This is a genomic window from Streptomyces sp. sk2.1 (assembly GCF_008120935.1).
GTDB lineage: Bacteria > Actinomycetota > Actinomycetes > Streptomycetales > Streptomycetaceae > Streptomyces.
Window position 1 is genome coordinate 3,132 of sequence record NZ_RDBO01000048.1, and the last position, 18,463, is coordinate 21,594.

The window sequence follows — 18,463 nt, forward strand, 5'->3', positions numbered from 1 at the left end:
CACCCGCCCCGTTCCGCCCGAAGGGAGGAACGGGGCGGGTGGGGTAGGGAGGGGGTGTTTCGACCTCCAAGGGGCGCATCCGGTCGGATGCGCCCCTTCTTGCTGGCCGATTCGGTACCTCTTTGTGTAATTCCGTATCCGTTGAGTGAAGGTCAGGCGTAGGGTCAGGCATATGCGTACTGCGGATTCCTGGGGATCTTTGGAGACGTGCATGCCGTTCGAGGGAGGGGCGCAATGCTCGGGAGGGGAGCGATGAGTGACAGCGGTGCCGTGCTCCCATGGCTGGTGATACGGCAGGACGACAACGGCAATCGCTATCGCGTCGGCAGATATGCCACACAGGGCGAAGCCCAGAAGATGGCCGACAAGCTCGATGAACGCGGACACAAACAGCTCTACTGGGTGGAACGCGTGGGTCAGGGCGACCGCCCGTAATCCCGTCGCGGGGAGCGGGGCGGGGGTGGCGCGCTCCGGCGCGCGGCGGAGCGTGTGACGGCGGGGGCCGTTCGCGTACCGGGCCGCCCACCGGCCACGTCCCGTCGCGCTCCCGCGCGTGCCGCGCCCCGGTCCGCCGCGGCCCCGGTCCGCGTGCCGCCGCGATCCCGCCCGCGTCCCCTGCGCGGCCCGGCCGGCGCCCCGCGCCGCACCCGCCCGTGCGCCGCTCCTTCCCGTGTTCCGTCCGCGCACCGCGGCCCCGTTCGTGCGGCGCGTTCCCGCCCCGTTAGGGTCCTGTCCGGCCAGGTGGTGCACGAACGAAGGCGGAGTGATGTCGGGCCTGATCGACACGGTGGCATGGGTGCGGGTGGAGAACGGCAGGATCCTCTGCGCGCGTTCGCGGGGGAAGGACGTCTTCTACATCCCGGGCGGGAAGCGGGAGGGGCGGGAGACCGATCTGGAGACCCTGCTCCGCGAGGTCGAGGAGGAGCTGGATGTGGCCATCCTCCCGGCCACGGTGTCGCACATGGGGACGTACGAGGCGCAGGCGCACGGCCACCCGGACGGTGTGGTGGTGCGGATGAGCTGCTACACCGGGGACTACCGCGGGACGCTGGCCGTCAGCAACGAGATCGAGGAGATGGCCTGGTTCTCCTACGCCGACCGGCCGCTCGTCCCGCCGGTCGACCAGCTGCTCTTCGACGACCTCAAGGCGTCCGGCGCGCTGGTCTGAGCGACTGCGGTGCGGTCGGGGCCGTCCCCGGCCGCACCGGACTCCCGCCGCCGTCCCCGGCCGTGGGCCGCGCCCGGTCCACGGCCGGCCCGATGCGATTCTGGTACGGCCCCCGACGTGATTCCGGTACGGCCCCCGGTGCGATCCCGGTACGCCCGCCACCGGCCCGTACCCGGCCTCGATGAGACCCCGGAGCGATGACGGTCCGGTCCGCGGCCAGTCCGTTTTCGGCCCCGATCCGGCCCGATTCGCGGCCGGTCCCGATCCGGAGTGTGTCCTTCATGTCGGTTCGTGCCATCCGATAGCCGGACGGGGAATTAATTGCGTAACCCGTATCGATCATCAATTCTCCGCAGAAAAGCGGTCGGGTGAATTGATTGCGCACCGGTCCATTGCCTGTCGGGCAAGAACCGGAGAAGTGCCGCATCAATCCTTCCCGTGAACGATGACTGCGGTCGTCAGCGGGATGATTTTCTGTCGTACGCAAGAGGAACGAGACATTACGGAACCCGGTATGCGGGTCGTGCGCCGCATACCGGGCCGTGTCATTGGTCGAGACCCCGGAACGCCCGGGGCTGTTTCATTGGTCGGAAATCGAAGAAATTGAAAGCGGAACCGCCGGTAGTCGCTGGAGCCTCACGGTCACAGGGACGTGCGAAGGCAGTGCCGCGGTTGCAACCCACTTCCCGGGCGTGTCGAGGTCGGTCACGGTCCAGGTCCCGGGGGTGCCGGGGACGCCCGCCGCCACCGTCGCGGAGCCGGGGGAGCCGGGGTGGGTCTCGATGGCGGACAGGTCCCCCGCGATGCCGGTGCCGACGGCCTTCAGCACCGCCTCCTTCCGGGTCCAGCAGCGCAGGAAGGCCCGGTGGCGCGCCGGTCCGGGCGGCAGGGCGCGAATGTGCCGCCGTTCGGCCGCGGTGAGGGCGACATGTCCCAGTTCTTCGGTGTCCATCTCCCGTACGCCCTCCACGTCGACCCCGACCGGGAACCGGGCGACCGCGAACAGGCAGCGGCCCCCGGAGTGCGAGAGGCTGATCCGGAAGGGGGTCGCGGGGTGCGCGACGATCGGCGGACCGTGTTGCGAACTGCCGCATTCCGGGCAGGAGTCGCGCCCAAACCTGATCTCGCGGGGACTGACCTGAAGTAGCCGGGCCAGTACGTGCCGGGCCCCCGCGCGGCTGCCGACGAACTGGGTCGCCTGGCCGGGATGGTTGATGCGGTCCAGACGCTCGCGCTCGCCGGCGTCGAGCAGTTCGAGAGCGGCCGGATCGGGTTGCCCGCCCGGAATATGCCACCAGTGGACGAGTGCTTCGGATGCGGTGGGGGCGAGGGGCTCGGTCACGGGGTGAGCCTAGGGCGCGCCCCCATTCCAGGTGAAACGGTGGCCGCTATGGGACAGTGGCGACTCCGCTCCGGAGTTGAACAGTTTCATACCGCAGCGTAACTGGAGTGCGGGCCATGTGATTTCGCGCCCGGGGTGCAGCTTGCTGACATTTTCCCGAGGAGGGGCCCTCGACCGGGTGGAGAAGGGGGATCGTGCGGACCCTTCCGGTCCGCTTGGACTGGACCGCCGTTGACTGGTTCACACCTGGCGATCTAATGTCGGGTCAAGTTGATCGTGGCGTATATGTGTTGCTCGGGTTTGTGTTAATTGGCTTCCGATTCAACCTTATCCGGGTTGAGGGTCTTCCATGAGGCGGATGAAATCTGACGAGGTCAACTGGCATCCCGGGACAGCGCAGTAGGGGACGGGTGGCCGAAATGAGTACGGTGACAGATGCTCCGGAAGACCTGGAACACACGGATTATGTGGAGCGGGCGCTCCTGCAGGCCCGTGCTCTGATCGAATCCTCGGTGTCCTTGCACCGGCAGAGACCCGGTGGCGCGTCGCTGGTGGTGCGGGCCGACGACCGGTCGATCGGCGAGGCGATCAGGCAACTGATGGCGGGCGCGCGCTACTCGGCCCATGTGGCGGTGACGGGGGACCGGGCGCACTCGACCGCGGTCTGCTCCGCCCTCGCGGCGTCCGTCGCGGACATGGCGCCGGTCCCGGCGGACCGCGGCGACCGGGGGCGGCTCGCCGTGCGGCTGCTGGCCGCCGGCGGCGCACTCCACCTGCCGTCGAACTTCGGTGACGCGTTCGGCGCGGCGAATCTGGAGATCCGCATCACGAAGGGCGAGTTGCGCGAGGCGCTGATCGTCGACGGCCGGACCGCCCTGGTGCAGTCGGGCGCCGAGACGGGCGCCAGGCACGCCGCGATCATCACCGATCCGGCGGCCGTCGGCGCGCTCGACCTGCTCTTCGCCGGGACGTGGACGAGCGCCCGCCCCCTCGCCGACGAACTCCGCCTGGACCGCAGCCTGCGCACCGCTCTCGCGCGCCGGATCCTGGAGAAGCTGCGGGAGGGACACACCGACGATGTCGCCGCCCGCGAGATAGATGTGTCCCTGCGCACGTACCGACGGCACGTCGCGGAGATCATGCGTGAACTCGGGGCGAACTCCCGCTTCCAGGCGGGTGTGCGCGCTGTGGAACTGGGGTTGCTGGAACGGTGCTGAACGATCGCATGACGCAGTAACTCCGAAGTGCAGGAAAACATCGGGGGCAACGGGGATGAGCAGGACATCGGAGACGTGGTCGAAACCGGCCGAGGACGGAACGAAGGAGCGGGACCGGGAACAGGTCGAGGCGACAGGAGAGCCGCCCGTGCCGGGGCCGGAGGCCCGTGGGGCACGACCGGGCAGGGTCCCGGGGAGCGAGCCGCACGCCGACGCCATAGAGCGGGCCCTGCTGGAGGTCCGGGCGATGATCGAGATGACGGTGGAGCAGCATCGGGACCGTGTCTCGTGGGATCAGCTGATCACCGCCGTGGACGACAGCAAGGAAGCGATCGTCGCCGAGGCGCGCAAACTGGTGCGCCAGGCACGTACGAGCATCGACGTCGTACTGGCCGCGGGGCCGAGCTGCGGCGCCGAGTCCAAACGCGCGCTGCACGAACTGCTCCACGCGGTGCCGGACACGATCCACATCCGGCTGCTGTGCACGCCGGTCATGATCGACGAGGATTTCGTCCGAGCCCAACGCGCCCGGGAGCGGCCCGCCGAGGTCCGGGTGGCGCGGGTACCGCCCCTCCAGGGGCTCATCGTCGACGGGACGGTCGGCCTGGTCTCGGCCGAGTCGCCGACCGGCCGCAGGGCCTCGCTCATCCGTGTCCCCGACGTCATCCGCACGCTCAACACCCTCTATGAGGGGGTCTGGCGCAACGCCGTTCCCGCCGACGGGCACATAGCCTTCGGGGACCACTCGCGCGCCGAGCTCGCGCGGCAGATCCTGGGGGCGCTGCGGGCCGGGGTGACCGACGAGGTGGCCGCGCGCGAGCTCACGGTCTCCGTGCGCACCTACCGCAGGTACGTCGCCGAGATCATGACGCTGCTCGGTGCCACCTCACGTTTCCAGGCCGGGGTACGAGCGGCGGAACTGGGGTTACTCGGGTCCATCGACACACCGGGAACCTGAGGGACGGCATCCCGCCGCTCCTCGCGGCCGCGCGCCCGTGCGGCGCGGCCGCCTCTCCGCGGACACCGTCCGGCGCCGTGCACACGTGTCGCCGGGCGGCGTCCGTGTGTTTGGTGCTGGCAGCTTCCTGTAGTTCCGGTTGTCGGGTGCGGAACCCGGGTAATACAACAGGTTCGTTGATTCGGATCCGCCCCGGGGGCCGGCCCGTGCGCCCACTCGGGATCACGGGACGGCCCCCGGGCCGGGGACCGTTTGATGGACCGCCGACGCGAGGTGCGAAGAGGGATGAAGTCCGGCATCGACAGCGGATGGTTCCGCAGATACGAAGCGGTGGCCCCGCGCGGGCGGGTGCTGATCCTGCCGCACGCGGGCGGTTCCGCCGCGTACTTCCACCGTTGGGGGAGGGCGTTCGGCGAGGACACCGAGGTGCTGGTGGCCCGCTATCCCGGACGTCACGTCCGGATCGACGAACCCTTCGTGCTCCGGATGGACGAACTGGCGGACGCGGTCACCGAGGCCCTGCTGCCGTTCCTGGACCTGCCGCTGTCGCTCTTCGGCCACAGCATGGGCGCCTCGCTGGCCTACGAGGTGGCGCTCCGGCTGGAGGCCCGGCACTCGGTGCGCCCCGCCGGGCTCCACGTGTCGAGCCGGAAGGCACCGCACCGCCTCACCCCCACCTCGCTGTACCGGGAGGACGACGACGCGCTGGTCGCCGAGGTCCACCGGCTCGGCGGCACGGAGGGGGTCCCGCTGGACGATCCCGCGCTGCGTGCCATGGTGCTGCCCGCGATCCGCGCCGACTTCACGATCGTGGGCACCTACGGGCCGCGCCCCGCCGTCCCGGTGGGCTGCCCGGTGCACGGCTACGTCGGTGACCGGGACCCCTCGATCACCGAGGCCGAGATGTCGGCCTGGGCCGACGTCGCGCCCCACGGGTACGGCCAACAGGTTTTCCCCGGCGGGCACTTCTACCTCGCCGACCGGCGCGACGCGCTGATCGGGGCCATCGGCGGATCCCTGGCCGGTGCCCGATGACCATGTCGCTCTCCCCGTCGTCCCCGTCCCCCACGTCGTCGGTCCTCGACCACGACAGCGGAGTCGCCGTACTGGACAAGGCGTCGCTGCTGCTGAGCGTGCTGGAGGACGGCCCGGCCTCGGTGTCGCGGATCGTGCGCGTCACGGGGCTGACCCGTCCCACCGCGCACCGGCTGGCCCTGGCGCTGCAACGGCTGCGGCTGGTCACCCGCGACACGCGGGGCCGTTTCCTGCTGGGGCCCAGGCTGAGCGAGATGGCGGTCGTCGAGCACGGCGACCGCATGCTGGCGCTGGCCGGTCCCGTGCTGACCTCGCTGCGCGACCGGACCGGGGCCAGCGCCCGGCTCTACCGCCGGTGCGACGACCGCGTGCTGTGCGTGGCCGCCGCGGAGACCTCGTCGGACATCGCCGCCACGGTGCCGGTGGGCACGGCCTTCCCGATGCGCTCCGGGTCGGTCGCCCAGGTGCTGCTGGCCTGGGAGGACCCGGACGTGCTGTACCGGGGACTGGTGGGCGCCCGCTTCACCGCCACCGTGCTCGCCGGGGTGCGCCGCCGGGGCTGGGCGCAGAGCTTCGGGGAACGGGTGCGGGGTTCCGCCGAACTGACCGCCCCGGTGCGCGGACCGGGCGGCCGGGTCGTCGCCGCGCTCTGCCTGTCCGGCCCGGTCGGGCTGATCACCGACGAGCCGGCCCGGGAGTACGGCAGCGCGGTCATCGACGCGGCACTGCGCCTGGGCGAGGCGTCGGACACGTGACCCCTGCCTCCTGCGGGCGGGTGGTCTGCTGAATGACACTCGGACAAGGCACCGGATCCGAGCTGGAGTTCAGGATTCTCGGACCCACCGAGATGTGGGCGTCCGGGGTGCGCATCCCACTGACCGCCGCCAAACAACGCACGGTCCTCGCGGCCCTTCTCATCTCTCCCGGCCGGTTCGTCTCCGACCTGTGGCTCAGCGAACTGCTGTGGGACGCCGCGCCCCCCGCCACCCGGTCGGCCCAGCTCTACACGTACATCTCGCGGCTGCGCCGGATCTGCGGCCCCGAGCTGCGGCTGGCGCGCAAGCACCGGGGCTACCACCTGGCGCTGGGCGACGCCTGGTTCGACTGGGACGTGTTCCGGCAGCTCGCCGAGCAGGGCCGCGACGACCTGCTGAACAACCGTTACGAGGAGGCGTCCGCCTGCCTGGGCACGGCACTGGAGCTGTGGAGCGGGCCCGCCCTGTCGGACGTGACCGAGTTCCTGGCCCGCGCCGAGCTCCCCGCCCTGGAGGAGTCCCGGCTGACCGTGGTCGAGAACCGCATCGAGGCCGAGCTCGAACTGGGACGGCACAGCCGCGCGCTGCCCGAACTGACCCGGCTGGTCGCGGAGCACCCCACCCGGGAGTCGCTGCGCGGGCACCTGATGACCGCCCTGTACCGCTGCGGCCGGCAGATGGACGCGCTGCGGGTGTACGAGCAGGGCCGCCAGGTCCTCCAGCAGGAGCTGGGGGTGGACCCGGGGCCCGTGCTGCGCGAACTGCACCGGTCGGTGCTGCTGGAGGAGCTGGCCGCGCCCGCCGCCGCCGAGGCGCTCACGGTCGCCAGCAACGCGGCGCCGAGCCCCTGGACCGGGCTGGTGCCGGCCATGCTGCCGATGGACACCACCGACTTCGTCGGGCACGGCGCCGAACTGGCCGAGGTGCTGGAGGGGCTGCGCGGCTCCGGAGGCCCCCATCGCGGTGTCGTGCTGACCGGCGCGGCCGGGGCCGGGAAGTCCGTCCTGGCCGTGCGCGCCGGGCACGTCTGCCGGGACGACTTCCGGCAGGGGCAGCTCTACATCGACCTGCGCCGGGAGGACGGCAGCCCCAAGAACCCGCTGGACGTGCTCGGTTCGTTCCTGCGGGCGCTGATCCCGGTACGGGGCGACCTGCCCGAGACCCTGGACGAGCGGGCCCAGCTGTACCGCAGCGTGCTGTCGCGGCGCCGGGTCCTGGTCGTGCTCGACAACGCGGTGGACGACCGGCAGGTGCGCCCGCTGCTGGCCAGCGGCGAGAGCTGCCGGATGCTGATCACCAGCCGCAGCGCGATGGCCTCGCTGGAGGGGGTGCGGGCGGTGCCGGTCGGCCGGCTCGACGACACGGCGGCCCGGCAGCTGATCGAGTCGGTCGTCGGCGCGGCCCGGCTCGACGCCGAACCCGCGGCGGCCGGGCGCCTGGTGGAGCTGTGCGACGGGCTGCCGCTGGCCCTGCGGATCTGCGCGGCCCGGCTCGCGGCCCGGCCGCAGTGGTCCGTGGCCCGGCTGGTGGACCGGCTGGACCCGGGGCAGGGACAGGCGCGCCACGAGGAGTGGTCCGAGGGCAGTCTCGACCTGCGCGCCGCGCTGCGCACGAGCGTCCTCCAGCTCGAACCGGGGCTGCGCCCGGTGCTGCGGGTGCTGGCCCGCGCGGACCCCGGCCCCTTCACCGCGGCGGAGGCGGCGGAACACCTGGGATGGTCCGAGGACCGGACCCAGACGGCGCTGGACGCGCTGGCGGAGGTGTGGCTGCTGGAGATCGACGCCGGGTACGGCCCCGGCACGGGGCCCTGCACGTACCGGTGCTCCCCGCTGGTCAGGCTGCTCGCCCGCTGAGGGCCTGCCCGGCGGACCCCGCCGGGGCGCGGCGGCCCGGCCGGAGGTCACCCGGCGGGCGTCGCGCCCGTGGCCGTCGTCGTGCTCACGGCTGTCGTCGTGCCCGTGGTCGTCGTTGTGTCCATGAGTACCGGACGACTCGGCCCTTCGGCTCTCCGGCACTCATGGACACAGCGCTGATCAGTTCTCGCGCTCGGGCGGCAGCGGGGTGCTGTTCATGCCGTCGATGAAGGCGGCCAGCAGGCTGGCCCACCGCATGCCCTGGTCGTCGGCGACGGAGAGGTCGCCCAGACTGGTGGCACGTTCCGCGAGCCACGGTTCCAGACAGGACGTGTTCACCGCCCGCGCGTACATCTGCGCGTCCGTCCAGTCCGGTTCCTCCCGCCGCGGCCGGGTCTGGAACTCCCCCTCCGACACCATCGCCAGATCGGGCGCAGTGTCATGACTCATGGTCTCCTCCTTGTCGAGCCGGTTCCCCCGCGGGTCGTAGCACACAGGATTGGAGAGATATCTATCCCTCCTCTATATTCCTGGCCCGGGAAGCACAGCGAGTGATCATTTGCCGGTCGTCTGGCAGCTTCCTGTAGGAGCCATTGCCGTGTGCTTCCCCGGGGGATTGCATGGTCGCCAGGTGCAGTGCTTTCCCTCTCGAAGCGAAGCCTCACTGACCGGCGGCCAACCCCCCCGAATGCCGCCGGGGCATGAGGGTCCGGAGCTCTTTCGGCGGGCCCGGACCCTCCGGCCGAACTTCTTCCGACGAGCTCTTCAGAAGAGCTCCTTCATGCCCGGAGAAAGGGGTTTCGGGAATGACCGCCTCAGCTCCCGAACGGATGCGACTGGTGAGCGGCGTCGGGGTCCTGGACAAGGCATCCCTGCTGCTGGAGGTGATGGAGGTGGGGCCCGCCTCCCTCACGGAGCTGGTGGAGCGCACGGGACTGAAGCGCCCCACGGTGCACCGCCTGGCGACCGCCCTGGAGCGACTGCGGCTGGTCACCCGGGACCGGCGCGGCAGGTTCGTGCTGGGGCCGCGGCTCGGCGACATGGCGGAGGAGGCCGGCCGGGACCGGCTCGTCGCCTCGGCCGGGCCCGTACTGACCTCGCTGCGCGACCGGACCGGGGCCAGCGCCCGGCTCTACCGCCGCCACGGTGATCTGCGGGTCTGCGTGGCCGCCGTGGAGGGGAGCGGTCCGCGCGAGGAGGTGCCGCTCGGGGCCGCCCTGCCGATGAAGTCCGGGGCCGCCGCCCAGGTGCTGGTGGCCTGGGAGACGCCGGAGAACCTCTACCTGAGCCTGCGCGGGGCGCGCTTCACGGCGGCCACCCTCACCTGTGTGCGCCGGCAGGGCTGGGCGCAGACCGTCGGCGCGCGCGACTGGGAGACCGCCTCGGTGGCCGTTCCCGTGCGCGGCCCCGGCGGCCGGGTGGTGGCCGCGGTGTGCGTCTCGGGCCCCGTCGCCCGGCTCGGCAGGACCCCCGGCCGGCGGCATGGTGCTGCCGTCGTCGACGCGGCGGTGCAGCTAGGTGCGGGACTCGCGCGTTGAAACCTCCTCCCATGGCAGCTTCCTGTAGCCGCCATTGCCTCTCCCCGGCCGCACCGGATAGACATGGGGCATGAATTCGAACCGGCAGGCCATTGTCGGCGAATAAGTTGCGACCCACCCGCTGCGGAACGATCCGGCAATGGGTGAGGTCCCGTCTCCCGCATTCTCGGGTCACTCGGGGATGCGGCGTGTCTCGAATCAGCGATTACGTATTTTCCATTCGCTGACGAGGTCCTGTGCAGGGCGTTTTCGTGCACCTTCGGGGAGGCTCCATCCATGTACGGGTACGCGCCTTTGCAGTTTCATGATTTTTCACGGGGGCAGGCAGGAATGGAACGAGAGCGGGCCATAGGACTTGACCGGCAGACCGAGTTCGTCTACCGAATGCTGCTGCGCCGCCGCCGGTGGCGCATGCCGGAGCTGTGCGGCGTGCTCGACGTGAGCGAGGAGTCGCTGGGCCGCATCATCGAGGGCCTGCGCGAGGAAGGGCTCGTGGCGGCCTCGGCCGACGACGACCAGGCCATGCGCGCCGTCGAACCGTCCCTCGCCCTGCCGGCGCTCGCCACCCGCAGGTTCCAGGACGCCCAGGGCAGCGGACTGCCCGGAGCGGTCGCGGTGGAGCGGCTGATCGCCCTGCACGAACGGGCCGCGGACCGGATCGCCGAACCGGTGGAGACCGGCAGTGTGGACGAGGCGTCGGCCCTCGTGGAGCGGCTGGCCACCACGGTGCGCCGCGAGGTGGTCATGCTGGTGCCCGAACACTGCCCGGGCTCCTTCGAGTTCTCCCGGCACGTGGCCGACGCGGTACTGCGCCGCGACGCCACGCTCCGCCAGGTGTGGGGCGCCTCCTTCCTCCACCTGCCCGCCGTCGTCGAGCACGCGCGCTGGCTCGGCGGCCAGGGAGCGGCCCCCTGCACCCTGCCGCACGTCCCCACCCGCGCGGTCGTCATCGACGGCGCGGTGGGCGTCCTGTTCGACGAGAGCGGCGGCGCCCGGGTGCTGCGCGGCGGCACCGCGCTCGACTCCCTGAAGAAACTCGCCCGCCGGCTGTGGGACAGCAGCATGGAGGTCCGCCAGGCGCTGTCCTCCGTCCCCGCCCAGCCGACCCGGCCGCGCCGCGAACAGATCCTGCGGCTGCTCGCCGACGGCCTCACCGACGACGCGATCGCCCGCCGCATCGGGGTCAGCGTGCGCACCGTGCGCAACGACGTCGCGTCCACCATGCTCGGCCTCGACGCGCGCAGCCGCTTCCAGGCCGGTGTCCGCGCCGCCCAGATGGGGCTGCTCTGAGAGCCCGCCGGACCGTCCGGCCGAGGGCCCCCGAAGGGCCCTGACCGCGGGCCGCCGACCGCGCGCCCCTCTTCCCTCCCGAACCCCTTTCGAATCTTGCCAGTTGCTGCAACGCGAGCCCCACGGCGCCCACCGCTTGTCAGGCTGATGACGGCGCCGGACGGCTCGCCGGCAGCGCGGCCCCATTTCCCGAGCCACCTCCCGGAGACGAGGAGTTTCATGTCTGTCGACGTCGGAAACGTGCTGGACCGCAAGACCGGCATCGTGCTCACAGAGGAAGAGAAGACCGAGCTGGAGATAGTCGCCTCCCACGTCAGCGGAATCCAGCCGCGCGCGGTGGACGACCGGTTCTGGATCGATTCGGCCAGGGACCTCTCGGCGCTCCTCCCGGTCAGGCTGCGGCAGACGCTGCGCCGGTTCGTGCGCGATCCCGGAGCCGACGCGATGCTGCTCCTGCGCAACCTCCCGGTGGCCCCCGAGTCCCTTCCGGACACGCCCGGCAAGGCCGGCTCCGTGCAGCGCACGAGCACCCTGCCCGCCTCCGTGCTCGCCCTCATCTCCCTCCAGCTCGGCGAGCTGATGGCCTTCCGCGAGGAGAAGGGCGGCGCCCTGGTGCAGGACGTGGTGCCGGTCCCGGGCATGGAGGAGTTCCAGGGCAACGCGGGCGCGACCCAGCTGACCATGCACGTGGAGAACGCCTTCCACCCCCTGCGCCCCGACCTCGTCGGCCTGATGTGCCTGCGCAACGACCACGACAACGTCGCCGGCCTGCGGATCGCCTCCATCCGCAACGCCCTGCCGCTGCTCTCCGAGGAGACCCGCCGGGTGCTCCACGAGCCGCGCTTCGTCACCGCGCCCCCCGCCTCGTTCGGCGGCCTCCAGTCGCTGCCCGAGCCGCACGGAATCCTCAGCGGCGACCCGGAGGACCCCGACGTGAAGGTCGACTTCACGAGCACCGAGGCGCTGGACCCGGAGGCGGAGCGGGCGATGGCGGAGCTCGGCGAGGCGTTCGTCGAGGTGCGCAGGACGCTCATCCTGGAGCCCGGGGACCTCGCCTACGTCGACAACCGGCTGGCCCTGCACGGCCGTACCGCGTTCCGGCCCCGCTACGACGGCCGCGACCGCTGGCTCCAGCGTGCCTTCGTCCAGCTCGACCTGCGCCGTTCCCGTCCGCGCCGGGCGGGCGACGGACACGTGCAGTCCAGCGCCGCCTGAGAGCCCGCCGCACGTCCTCCGGGAGCCCGCCGGGCCGGCCCGGCGGGCTCCGGGACCGACGTACGGCCCCGACCGGCCGGCCTCCTGGAAGGCGCCGGTTTTCCAGGACATTGCAACAAGGTGCACCGGATCTGCCCAACTGTCATGGGATGCGCCAGTGTTGGCGTCGCCGGAGTTTTGGCAAGACACCACATCCGAACGAGGAGAACCAAGTGAGCACTGTCGTCGCCGAGCGCCAGGAAAAGATCAAGGACATCGTCTGCGACATCCTGGAGATCGAGCCCGAGGACGTCACGGAGACCAGCCTCTTCAAGGAGGACCACGACGCCGACTCGCTGCGCGCCATCGAGATCCTCGCGTCGCTGGAGAAGGAGTTCCACATCGAGATCGACCAGGCCGAGCTGGGCCGGATGGTCAACCTCAAGAGCGTCTACCAGGTCGTCTCCGACATAGCCGGCTGGTAATCCGAACCACCACACGACGGACCATCGAGACTGGTTGGGGAGATTTCATGACGTCGTTCTCCACGGACGAGCCGGACAGTGCGCAGAGAGTGGTCCTGAGCGGGTTCGGGGTGTTCTCCAGCATCGGTATCGGCGCGGACGCATTCGCCGAGGGGCTGCGGGCCGGGCGCAGTGGCGCCAAGCCCATCACGAGCTTCGACACCACCGGCTTCGCCTACGCCAACGGCTGCGAGGTCAGCGACTTCGACCCCGGCCGGTGGATCCGTAATCAAGAGCTCGACCAGCTGGGCCGTGCCGCCCGGTTCTCGGTGGCCGCCGCCAGGATGGCCACCGAGGACGCCGGCCTGGCCCCCGAGGAACTGCGCACCAGGCGCGGACTCATCTCGATCGGCACCACCGACGGGGAGTCCCGCGACCTCGACAGCCTGGTGGAGACCGAGATCCGCACCGGACCCCAGGACATGGACCCCACGGTCGCCCGGCGGGTCAGGGCCGGCCGGCTCTCCACGGCCATCGCCCACGAACTCGGCCTGACCGACGTGGAGGCCGTCACCATCCCCACCGCGTGCGCGGCCGGCAACTACGCCATCGGCTACGGCTACGACGCGGTGCGCGCCGGCGAGGTGGACTTCGCCCTGTGCGGAGGCGCCGACGCCCTGTGCCGCAAGACGTTCGCCGGCTTCTACCGGCTGGGCACCATCGCCCCCGAGCGCTGCCAGCCCTTCGACGCCGACCGCAAGGGCATCCTCACCGGTGAGGGCGCGGGCGTCCTGGTGCTGGAGAGCCTGGCCTCCGCACGGGCCCGCGGCGCCCGCATCTACGCCGAGGTGCTCGGCTACGGCCTCAACTGCGACGCCCACCACCAGGTGGCGCCCAACGGGGCGAGCGTCGGCCGGGCCATGCGGCTCGCCCTCGACAACGCCGGCGTCAAGCCGGAGGAGGTCGACCTCATCTCGGCGCACGGCACCGGGACGAAGGCCAACGACGTCACCGAGGCCCAGGCCATCCGCGAGGTGTTCGGCGAGGCGCCCCGCACCGTCTCGATCAAGTCGATGATCGGGCACACCATGGGGGCCGCCAGCGCGCTGTCCGCGATCGCCTGCTCCCTGGCGATCGTCCACGGCTTCATCCCCCCGACCATCAACCACGTGCGCACCGACCCCGAGTGCGACGTGGACTGCGTACCGAACGAGGCGGTCGAGGCCGACCTCCGTGTCGTGCTCAACAACGGCTTGGCGTTCGGCGGGAACAACGCCGTCGTCGCCCTCGGGAAATACGAGGAGCAGGTGCGATGAGCTGGCTGGTCGGTGGAGTGGGCGCGGTCGCCGGAGTCGGCCGCGACCCCCGGGAACTCTTCGACGGTCTCTGCGCGGGCCGCAGCGCCCACGCCGAGCTGCGCGGCTTCGACCGTTCGCGGTACGCCGCCCGGTACGCGTACGAGATCGACGACCGGCCGGTGCCGGGCGCCGACGTGCCCGGCCGGGCCACCAAGTGGCTGCTGGAGGCGGTCGAGCAGGCCGCCCGGGACGCGGGCCTGGGCGAGGACCTCTCGGACGTGCCCGTCCTGATCGGCACGGGGCTGCGCGAGCTGCGCTCGGTGGAACTGTGGTGGCGCGACGGCACCCCCCTGGACGCGGACCGGCTGCACTTCGACCGCGCCCTGCGGGAACGGTTCAACACCACGGCCACGTACACCTTCGCCAACGCCTGCTCCGCCTCCCTGTACGCGCTCGCGATGGGCACCGACCTGCTCGAACTGGGCGAGGCCGACACGGTGATCGCCGCCGGGGTGGACGTGCTCACCGAGAGCATGTACGGCCTGGTGGAACGGGTCCACCCGGTGCCGCCGGACCGGGTCAGGCCCTTCGACCGCGACCGCACGGGCGCGGTCATGGGGGACGGCGCCGCGGCCGTCGTGCTGCGGCGCGACGACGGGAACCGGCGCGGCAGGGCGCACGGACGGCTGCGCGCGGTCGGCCTGAACTGCGACGCGCACCACGCCACCGCGCCCGACGACGCCGGCATCGCCTCGGCGATCAGGCAGGCGCACGACCTGGCCGGCATGAAGCCCAAGGACATCGACCTGGTGATGCTGCACGGCACCGGGACGCTCCTCAACGACGAGGCCGAGGCCACCGCCGTCGCCGAGGTCTTCGGACCGCACGTCGGCAGGCCGCTGATGACCGCGATCAAGTCGATGACCGGCCACACCTCGGGCGCGTCCGGACTGATCGGCATGATCACGGCGATGCGGGCGCTGGAGGAGGGGCGGGTGCCGCCCACCCTCGGGCTCTCCCACCCGGTCGAGGAGGCCGCGGGATTCCGGTTCGTCACCGGTGAGGAAGCCGTCGGCGAGATGTCGGTGGCCCAGATCAATGCGTTCGGCTTCGGCGGCATCAACGCCGTCGCGGTCGTGGAGGCGGTCCGTTGAGCACGCTGGTTACCGGGATCGGCATCGCAGTCGCGGGTGTCGGGACCCCCGACGATCTGCTGCGGCCGAGGCAGGCTTCGAGCACCCCCGTCGAGCCGAGGGAACGGCTCGGCCGCAAGGGGCTGCGCTACAAGGACCGGGCCACCCAGCTCGGTTACTGCGCGGCCCGCGACGCGCTGCGCGAGGCGCGGCTCCTGGACGACGAGGACCGCGCCCCGCAGGGCGACCGGATCGCCGTCGTGGCCAGCTCCAACTACGGGAACCTGGACACGATCTGCCGGACCGTGGAGACCATCGCGGCCGACACCGCGTCCGCCGCGAGCCCGATGGACCTGCCCAACGCCTCCAGCAACGTGCTGGCCTCCTCGGTGGCGATCCGGTTCGGCCTGACCGGGCCCAACCTGATGCTGTGCAACGGGGAGACCTCGGGCACCGACGCGGTGCGCTGGGCGCTCGCCCTGCTCGGCTCGGGCCGCGCCGACCAGGTACTCGTCCTGGGCGCCGAACCGGACACCGAACCGGCCCGCAGACTGTCCGGGCTGGACACCGCCTTCGACGGCGCGGCCGCGCTGGTCCTGGAGACGCAGCGCACCGCGGGGTCCCGCGGGGCCCGTGCGCTGGCCGGCATCGACCGGCACGCCCGGGGCGCGGACCTGTCGTCCTGCCTGGCCGCGCTCGGCGGCGAGGGCGCCCGCACCCCGGCCGCCTGGCAGGCACCGGACACCGCGGACGACGCGTCCGCGGACGGGTCCGGTCTCCTCGAAGGCGTACGGGACCTGGGACTGGCACAGCAGTGGCGCGGGGCGTCGGGCGCGCTGGGTGTGCTCCAGTGCGCGGCGTCGGCAGGCTGGTTCGCCGCGGGCGGCGCCGGCCCGGTGTACGCCGTGACCGGGGGCGGTCGCACGGGACCCGCCGCGGGCCTGGTCCTGGTGAGCCCCGGAGAGACGGGGTGAGCGGCGGCGAGGCCACGGCCACGCTGCCCGCCCACACCCCCGGCGCCCCGGCGCCCGTCCGGTCCGCCCCGGCCGACGGCGCCGGGCGGCCGGTGATCCTGCACCGCCACCCGGCACGGGGCCCCGTGCGCGGCCGGATGCTGCTCCTGCACGGCCTCGGCAACAGCGCGACCGTGTGGGACGGCTTCCTGGCCCACCGCCCGCGGGGCCACGAGGTGTGGTCGGCCGACCTGCCGTGGCGCGGCGCGGGGGTGGACGACTGGCACCACGTGCCGGACGCCTCCCCGTGGCTGGCCGAAGCGCTGGCCGGGGTACCGGGCGGCGCGGACGTGGTCGTCGCCCACTCCTTCTCCGCGATGCAGCTGATGTCCCTGATCGACCGCGAACTCGACGCGGGCGGCGACCCGTTCGCCCGCTACGGCATCCGCGGCCTGGTGCTCGTCGCCCCGTTCTACCGGCGCAGCCCCGAGGACTTCACCTGGGAGGCCATGACGCGCTACCTGGACGACTTCGAGCGGATCATGGAGGAGGGCATCCGGGTCCACTCCGGCGGGAGGCTGGACCCGGACATCCAGCTGTCGATGGCCCGCCGGGTGTGCGACCGGGTCGGCCCGTACGGCTGGATGCGGTTCGTGGACAGCTATCTGCGCACCCCCTGGCTGAGGGCCGAACGGATCGACGTACCCGTCGTGGTCATCGGCGGTGAGCACGACTTCGCGGTGGACCCGGCCGAGGGACTGAACCTGGCGGCCGAACTCCCCGACGCACAGACCCACATCCTCGCCGACTGCGGGCACTTCCTCATGGCCGAGAGGCCCGAGGAGTTCTCCGCGGTGGTCGGCGACTTCGTCAGCACACTGTCCGCCAGGGCCGGCCGGCGCCGGCCCGGCGACCGAGCCTTTGGAGAGCCGGGCCGATGAGCGACGTGACCGAGACCCAGGTCAAGACCCTTCTGGAGACCCCGACCCGGGTGCAGCTGCGCCCGAGGTTCGAGGGTTCCAACATCTGTACCTGGATCGGCTTCAAGCACGACAACTACCTGGTCGAGGAAGCGATCCTGGAGCACTTCAGGTCCGCGGACCTGTCCACGCGCAAGCTGTACGAGGAGCTCGGCCTCGGGCTGGACTTCGTGGAGATGGACGTCCGCATCCTGAGCTCGCTGCACCTGGACGACCTGGTCACCGCCGACGTGGTGCCGGTCTTCAAGGAGGGCGCGGACGAACTGGCCTTCCGGGTCACGCTGAGCGTCGACCGCGACGGCGCGCCGGTGAAGGCGGTCACCGGCAAGGCGAAGGTGGCACTGCGGATCGACACCACGTTCCCGCCCGAGCCGGTGCCCGCCCCGCTGGCCCCGCTCGCGGTCGAGCGCCTGGGCACCTCCGAGCCCGGCGCCGCGGCGGCCGTCGCCACGACGACCGACCTCTCCGACGGCCACGGCACCAACGGGCCCGACCCGGTGCTGGAGCAGCTGACCGCGGGCAGGAACGCGTTCGGCTGGAAGTGGCGGATCCCGTACCCGTACTGCCACTTCACCGAGCGGCTCCAGATGTCCGGCTACCTGCGGCAGATGGAAGAGGTCGTGGACCTCTTCCTGGCCGACCGCGGGCTGTCGATCAAGACGCTCCTGGACGACCGCAAGTGGATCCCCGCCTGCTCGCACTCCCACATCAGGATCCTCGACGAGGCCCTCATGGAGGAGGACCTGTACGTGATCTACACGGTCGAGGAGGTCTTCAAGGACTTCCTCTACCGGTCCCGGTTCGACACGTACGTGGTGCGCGACGGCCACCTGGTGCAGACCGCCACGGGGCACGTCACGCACGGCTACGCCGTCATCGACAGCCGCACCGACTGGCACCTGGTGAACTTCGACGAGCCCGTGCTGCGGGCCCTGCGCGGCGAGTCGGCACCGGACGCATGAACCGGCACCTCCTCATCGAGACGCAGGGGCCCTGGGCCGGCCGGGAGTGCGCGTCCTTCGTGCGCGACGCCACGACCCTGGCCGGCGGCGGCCACCGCACCCGGCTCCTCCTCCTCCAGGAGGGGGTCCTGGGCGCGGTGCCCGGTGTGCTGCCGGAGCTGGAGGGCTACCTGGCGGCGGACGGGGAGCTGCTGGTCGACAGGTACTCGGTCGCCCAACGCGGCCTGAAGAAGGAGCAGTTGGTGCCCGAGGCCCGGCTGGTGGACATGGACGAGATCGCCGGGAGCGTACTCGACCCGGTGGTGAAGGTGGTGTGGCACTGA

The 18,463-nt window shown here is 71.8% G+C and carries 19 protein-coding genes; 17 read left to right on the forward strand and 2 right to left on the reverse strand.

Features of this window, described 5'->3' with window-relative positions; genetic code table 11:
* Window positions 1–252 precede the first annotated feature (252 nt).
* Both EAO76_RS16405 and EAO76_RS16410 read left to right on the forward strand, forming a co-directional pair.
* Window positions 253–435, forward strand: coding sequence for an SPOR domain-containing protein (locus tag EAO76_RS16405; protein WP_262375520.1), 183 nt, complete (start codon window positions 253–255; stop codon window positions 433–435).
* A 331-nt stretch (window positions 436–766) separates the two neighbouring features.
* On the forward strand, window positions 767–1,168 hold the full coding sequence (locus tag EAO76_RS16410) for an NUDIX domain-containing protein (protein ID WP_148836707.1): 402 nt from the start codon (window positions 767–769) through the stop codon (window positions 1,166–1,168).
* Window positions 1,169–1,748: 580 nt separating this feature from the next.
* Here EAO76_RS16410 and EAO76_RS16415 read toward each other — a convergent pair.
* A complete protein-coding gene (locus EAO76_RS16415) occupies window positions 1,749–2,510 on the reverse strand; it encodes a 4'-phosphopantetheinyl transferase superfamily protein (RefSeq protein ID WP_262375521.1) in 762 nt (253 codons plus the stop codon).
* A gap of 419 nt (window positions 2,511–2,929) precedes the next feature.
* Here EAO76_RS16415 and EAO76_RS16420 point away from each other — a divergent pair, with 419 nt between their 5' ends.
* From EAO76_RS16420 to EAO76_RS16440, 5 genes are all read left to right on the forward strand, one after another.
* The gene (locus EAO76_RS16420; protein WP_148836708.1) at window positions 2,930–3,727 is read left to right on the forward strand and encodes a hypothetical protein; all 798 of its coding nucleotides are present in this window, start codon (window positions 2,930–2,932) and stop codon (window positions 3,725–3,727) included.
* A gap of 55 nt (window positions 3,728–3,782) precedes the next feature.
* Window positions 3,783–4,685 (forward strand): LuxR family transcriptional regulator, encoded by a 903-nt coding sequence (locus EAO76_RS16425; protein WP_262375522.1) that lies wholly within the window; start codon window positions 3,783–3,785, stop codon window positions 4,683–4,685.
* A 285-nt stretch (window positions 4,686–4,970) separates the two neighbouring features.
* Window positions 4,971–5,720: a thioesterase II family protein gene (locus EAO76_RS16430; RefSeq protein ID WP_148836709.1), complete on the forward strand. Its 750-nt coding sequence runs from the start codon at window positions 4,971–4,973 to the stop codon at window positions 5,718–5,720.
* A complete protein-coding gene (locus tag EAO76_RS16435) occupies window positions 5,717–6,475 on the forward strand; it encodes an IclR family transcriptional regulator (protein ID WP_376039791.1) in 759 nt (252 codons plus the stop codon). The genes EAO76_RS16430 and EAO76_RS16435 overlap by 4 nt, the downstream gene beginning before the upstream one ends.
* A 32-nt stretch (window positions 6,476–6,507) precedes the next feature.
* Window positions 6,508–8,328: an AfsR/SARP family transcriptional regulator gene (locus EAO76_RS16440; RefSeq protein WP_148836710.1), complete on the forward strand. Its 1,821-nt coding sequence runs from the start codon at window positions 6,508–6,510 to the stop codon at window positions 8,326–8,328.
* Between the two features lie 180 nt (window positions 8,329–8,508).
* On the opposite strand, the gene EAO76_RS16445 is transcribed toward EAO76_RS16440, so the two are convergent.
* Complete coding sequence (locus EAO76_RS16445; protein ID WP_148836711.1) at window positions 8,509–8,778, reverse strand: hypothetical protein; 270 nt, start codon at window positions 8,776–8,778, stop codon at window positions 8,509–8,511.
* Window positions 8,779–9,134: 356 nt separating this feature from the next.
* Here EAO76_RS16445 and EAO76_RS16450 point away from each other — a divergent pair, with 356 nt between their 5' ends.
* The 10 genes from EAO76_RS16450 to EAO76_RS16495 all read left to right on the forward strand — a co-directional run bounded on the left by EAO76_RS16450 (window position 9,135) and on the right by EAO76_RS16495 (window position 18,463).
* Window positions 9,135–9,866: an IclR family transcriptional regulator gene (locus EAO76_RS16450; protein WP_376448757.1), complete on the forward strand. Its 732-nt coding sequence runs from the start codon at window positions 9,135–9,137 to the stop codon at window positions 9,864–9,866.
* 330 nt (window positions 9,867–10,196) lie between these two features.
* The gene (locus tag EAO76_RS16455; RefSeq protein ID WP_187438657.1) at window positions 10,197–11,156 is read left to right on the forward strand and encodes a helix-turn-helix domain-containing protein; all 960 of its coding nucleotides are present in this window, start codon (window positions 10,197–10,199) and stop codon (window positions 11,154–11,156) included.
* Window positions 11,157–11,375: 219 nt separating this feature from the next.
* Window positions 11,376–12,371, forward strand: coding sequence for a TauD/TfdA family dioxygenase (locus EAO76_RS16460; RefSeq protein WP_148836713.1), 996 nt, complete (start codon window positions 11,376–11,378; stop codon window positions 12,369–12,371).
* Window positions 12,372–12,583: 212 nt separating this feature from the next.
* Entirely contained in the window at window positions 12,584–12,835 is a 252-nt protein-coding gene (locus EAO76_RS16465) for an acyl carrier protein (protein WP_148836714.1), read from the forward strand.
* A 47-nt stretch (window positions 12,836–12,882) separates the two neighbouring features.
* Complete coding sequence (locus tag EAO76_RS16470) at window positions 12,883–14,130, forward strand: beta-ketoacyl synthase (RefSeq protein ID WP_148836715.1); 1,248 nt, start codon at window positions 12,883–12,885, stop codon at window positions 14,128–14,130.
* Complete coding sequence (locus EAO76_RS16475; protein ID WP_148836716.1) at window positions 14,127–15,266, forward strand: beta-ketoacyl synthase N-terminal-like domain-containing protein; 1,140 nt, start codon at window positions 14,127–14,129, stop codon at window positions 15,264–15,266. Before EAO76_RS16470 ends, EAO76_RS16475 begins: the two co-directional genes overlap by 4 nt.
* Window positions 15,263–16,219, forward strand: coding sequence for a beta-ketoacyl synthase N-terminal-like domain-containing protein (locus EAO76_RS16480; RefSeq protein WP_148836717.1), 957 nt, complete (start codon window positions 15,263–15,265; stop codon window positions 16,217–16,219). The genes EAO76_RS16475 and EAO76_RS16480 overlap by 4 nt, the downstream gene beginning before the upstream one ends.
* The gene (locus EAO76_RS16485) at window positions 16,216–17,139 is read left to right on the forward strand and encodes an alpha/beta hydrolase (protein WP_262375523.1); all 924 of its coding nucleotides are present in this window, start codon (window positions 16,216–16,218) and stop codon (window positions 17,137–17,139) included. Before EAO76_RS16480 ends, EAO76_RS16485 begins: the two co-directional genes overlap by 4 nt.
* A complete protein-coding gene (locus EAO76_RS16490; protein ID WP_148836718.1) occupies window positions 17,136–18,140 on the forward strand; it encodes a hypothetical protein in 1,005 nt (334 codons plus the stop codon). The genes EAO76_RS16485 and EAO76_RS16490 overlap by 4 nt, the downstream gene beginning before the upstream one ends.
* A complete protein-coding gene (locus tag EAO76_RS16495) occupies window positions 18,137–18,463 on the forward strand; it encodes a hypothetical protein (RefSeq protein WP_148836719.1) in 327 nt (108 codons plus the stop codon). The genes EAO76_RS16490 and EAO76_RS16495 overlap by 4 nt, the downstream gene beginning before the upstream one ends.

Excerpts from the sequence above, each read along its gene's own strand:
- EAO76_RS16405 (WP_262375520.1), top strand. The coding sequence starts at position 253 with ATGAGTGACAGCGGTGCCGTGCTCCCATGGCTGGTGATACGGCAGGAC.
- EAO76_RS16410 (WP_148836707.1), top strand. The coding sequence starts at position 767 with ATGTCGGGCCTGATCGACACGGTGGCATGGGTGCGGGTGGAGAACGGC.
- EAO76_RS16420 (WP_148836708.1), top strand. The coding sequence starts at position 2,930 with ATGAGTACGGTGACAGATGCTCCGGAAGACCTGGAACACACGGATTAT.
- EAO76_RS16425 (WP_262375522.1), top strand. The coding sequence starts at position 3,783 with ATGAGCAGGACATCGGAGACGTGGTCGAAACCGGCCGAGGACGGAACG.
- EAO76_RS16430 (WP_148836709.1), top strand. The coding sequence starts at position 4,971 with ATGAAGTCCGGCATCGACAGCGGATGGTTCCGCAGATACGAAGCGGTG.
- EAO76_RS16435 (WP_376039791.1), top strand. The coding sequence starts at position 5,717 with ATGACCATGTCGCTCTCCCCGTCGTCCCCGTCCCCCACGTCGTCGGTC.
- EAO76_RS16440 (WP_148836710.1), top strand. The coding sequence starts at position 6,508 with ATGACACTCGGACAAGGCACCGGATCCGAGCTGGAGTTCAGGATTCTC.
- EAO76_RS16445 (WP_148836711.1), bottom strand. The coding sequence starts at position 8,778 with ATGAGTCATGACACTGCGCCCGATCTGGCGATGGTGTCGGAGGGGGAG.
- EAO76_RS16450 (WP_376448757.1), top strand. The coding sequence starts at position 9,135 with ATGACCGCCTCAGCTCCCGAACGGATGCGACTGGTGAGCGGCGTCGGG.
- EAO76_RS16455 (WP_187438657.1), top strand. The coding sequence starts at position 10,197 with ATGGAACGAGAGCGGGCCATAGGACTTGACCGGCAGACCGAGTTCGTC.
- EAO76_RS16460 (WP_148836713.1), top strand. The coding sequence starts at position 11,376 with ATGTCTGTCGACGTCGGAAACGTGCTGGACCGCAAGACCGGCATCGTG.
- EAO76_RS16470 (WP_148836715.1), top strand. The coding sequence starts at position 12,883 with ATGACGTCGTTCTCCACGGACGAGCCGGACAGTGCGCAGAGAGTGGTC.
- EAO76_RS16475 (WP_148836716.1), top strand. The coding sequence starts at position 14,127 with ATGAGCTGGCTGGTCGGTGGAGTGGGCGCGGTCGCCGGAGTCGGCCGC.
- EAO76_RS16490 (WP_148836718.1), top strand. The coding sequence starts at position 17,136 with ATGAGCGACGTGACCGAGACCCAGGTCAAGACCCTTCTGGAGACCCCG.
- EAO76_RS16495 (WP_148836719.1), top strand. The coding sequence starts at position 18,137 with ATGAACCGGCACCTCCTCATCGAGACGCAGGGGCCCTGGGCCGGCCGG.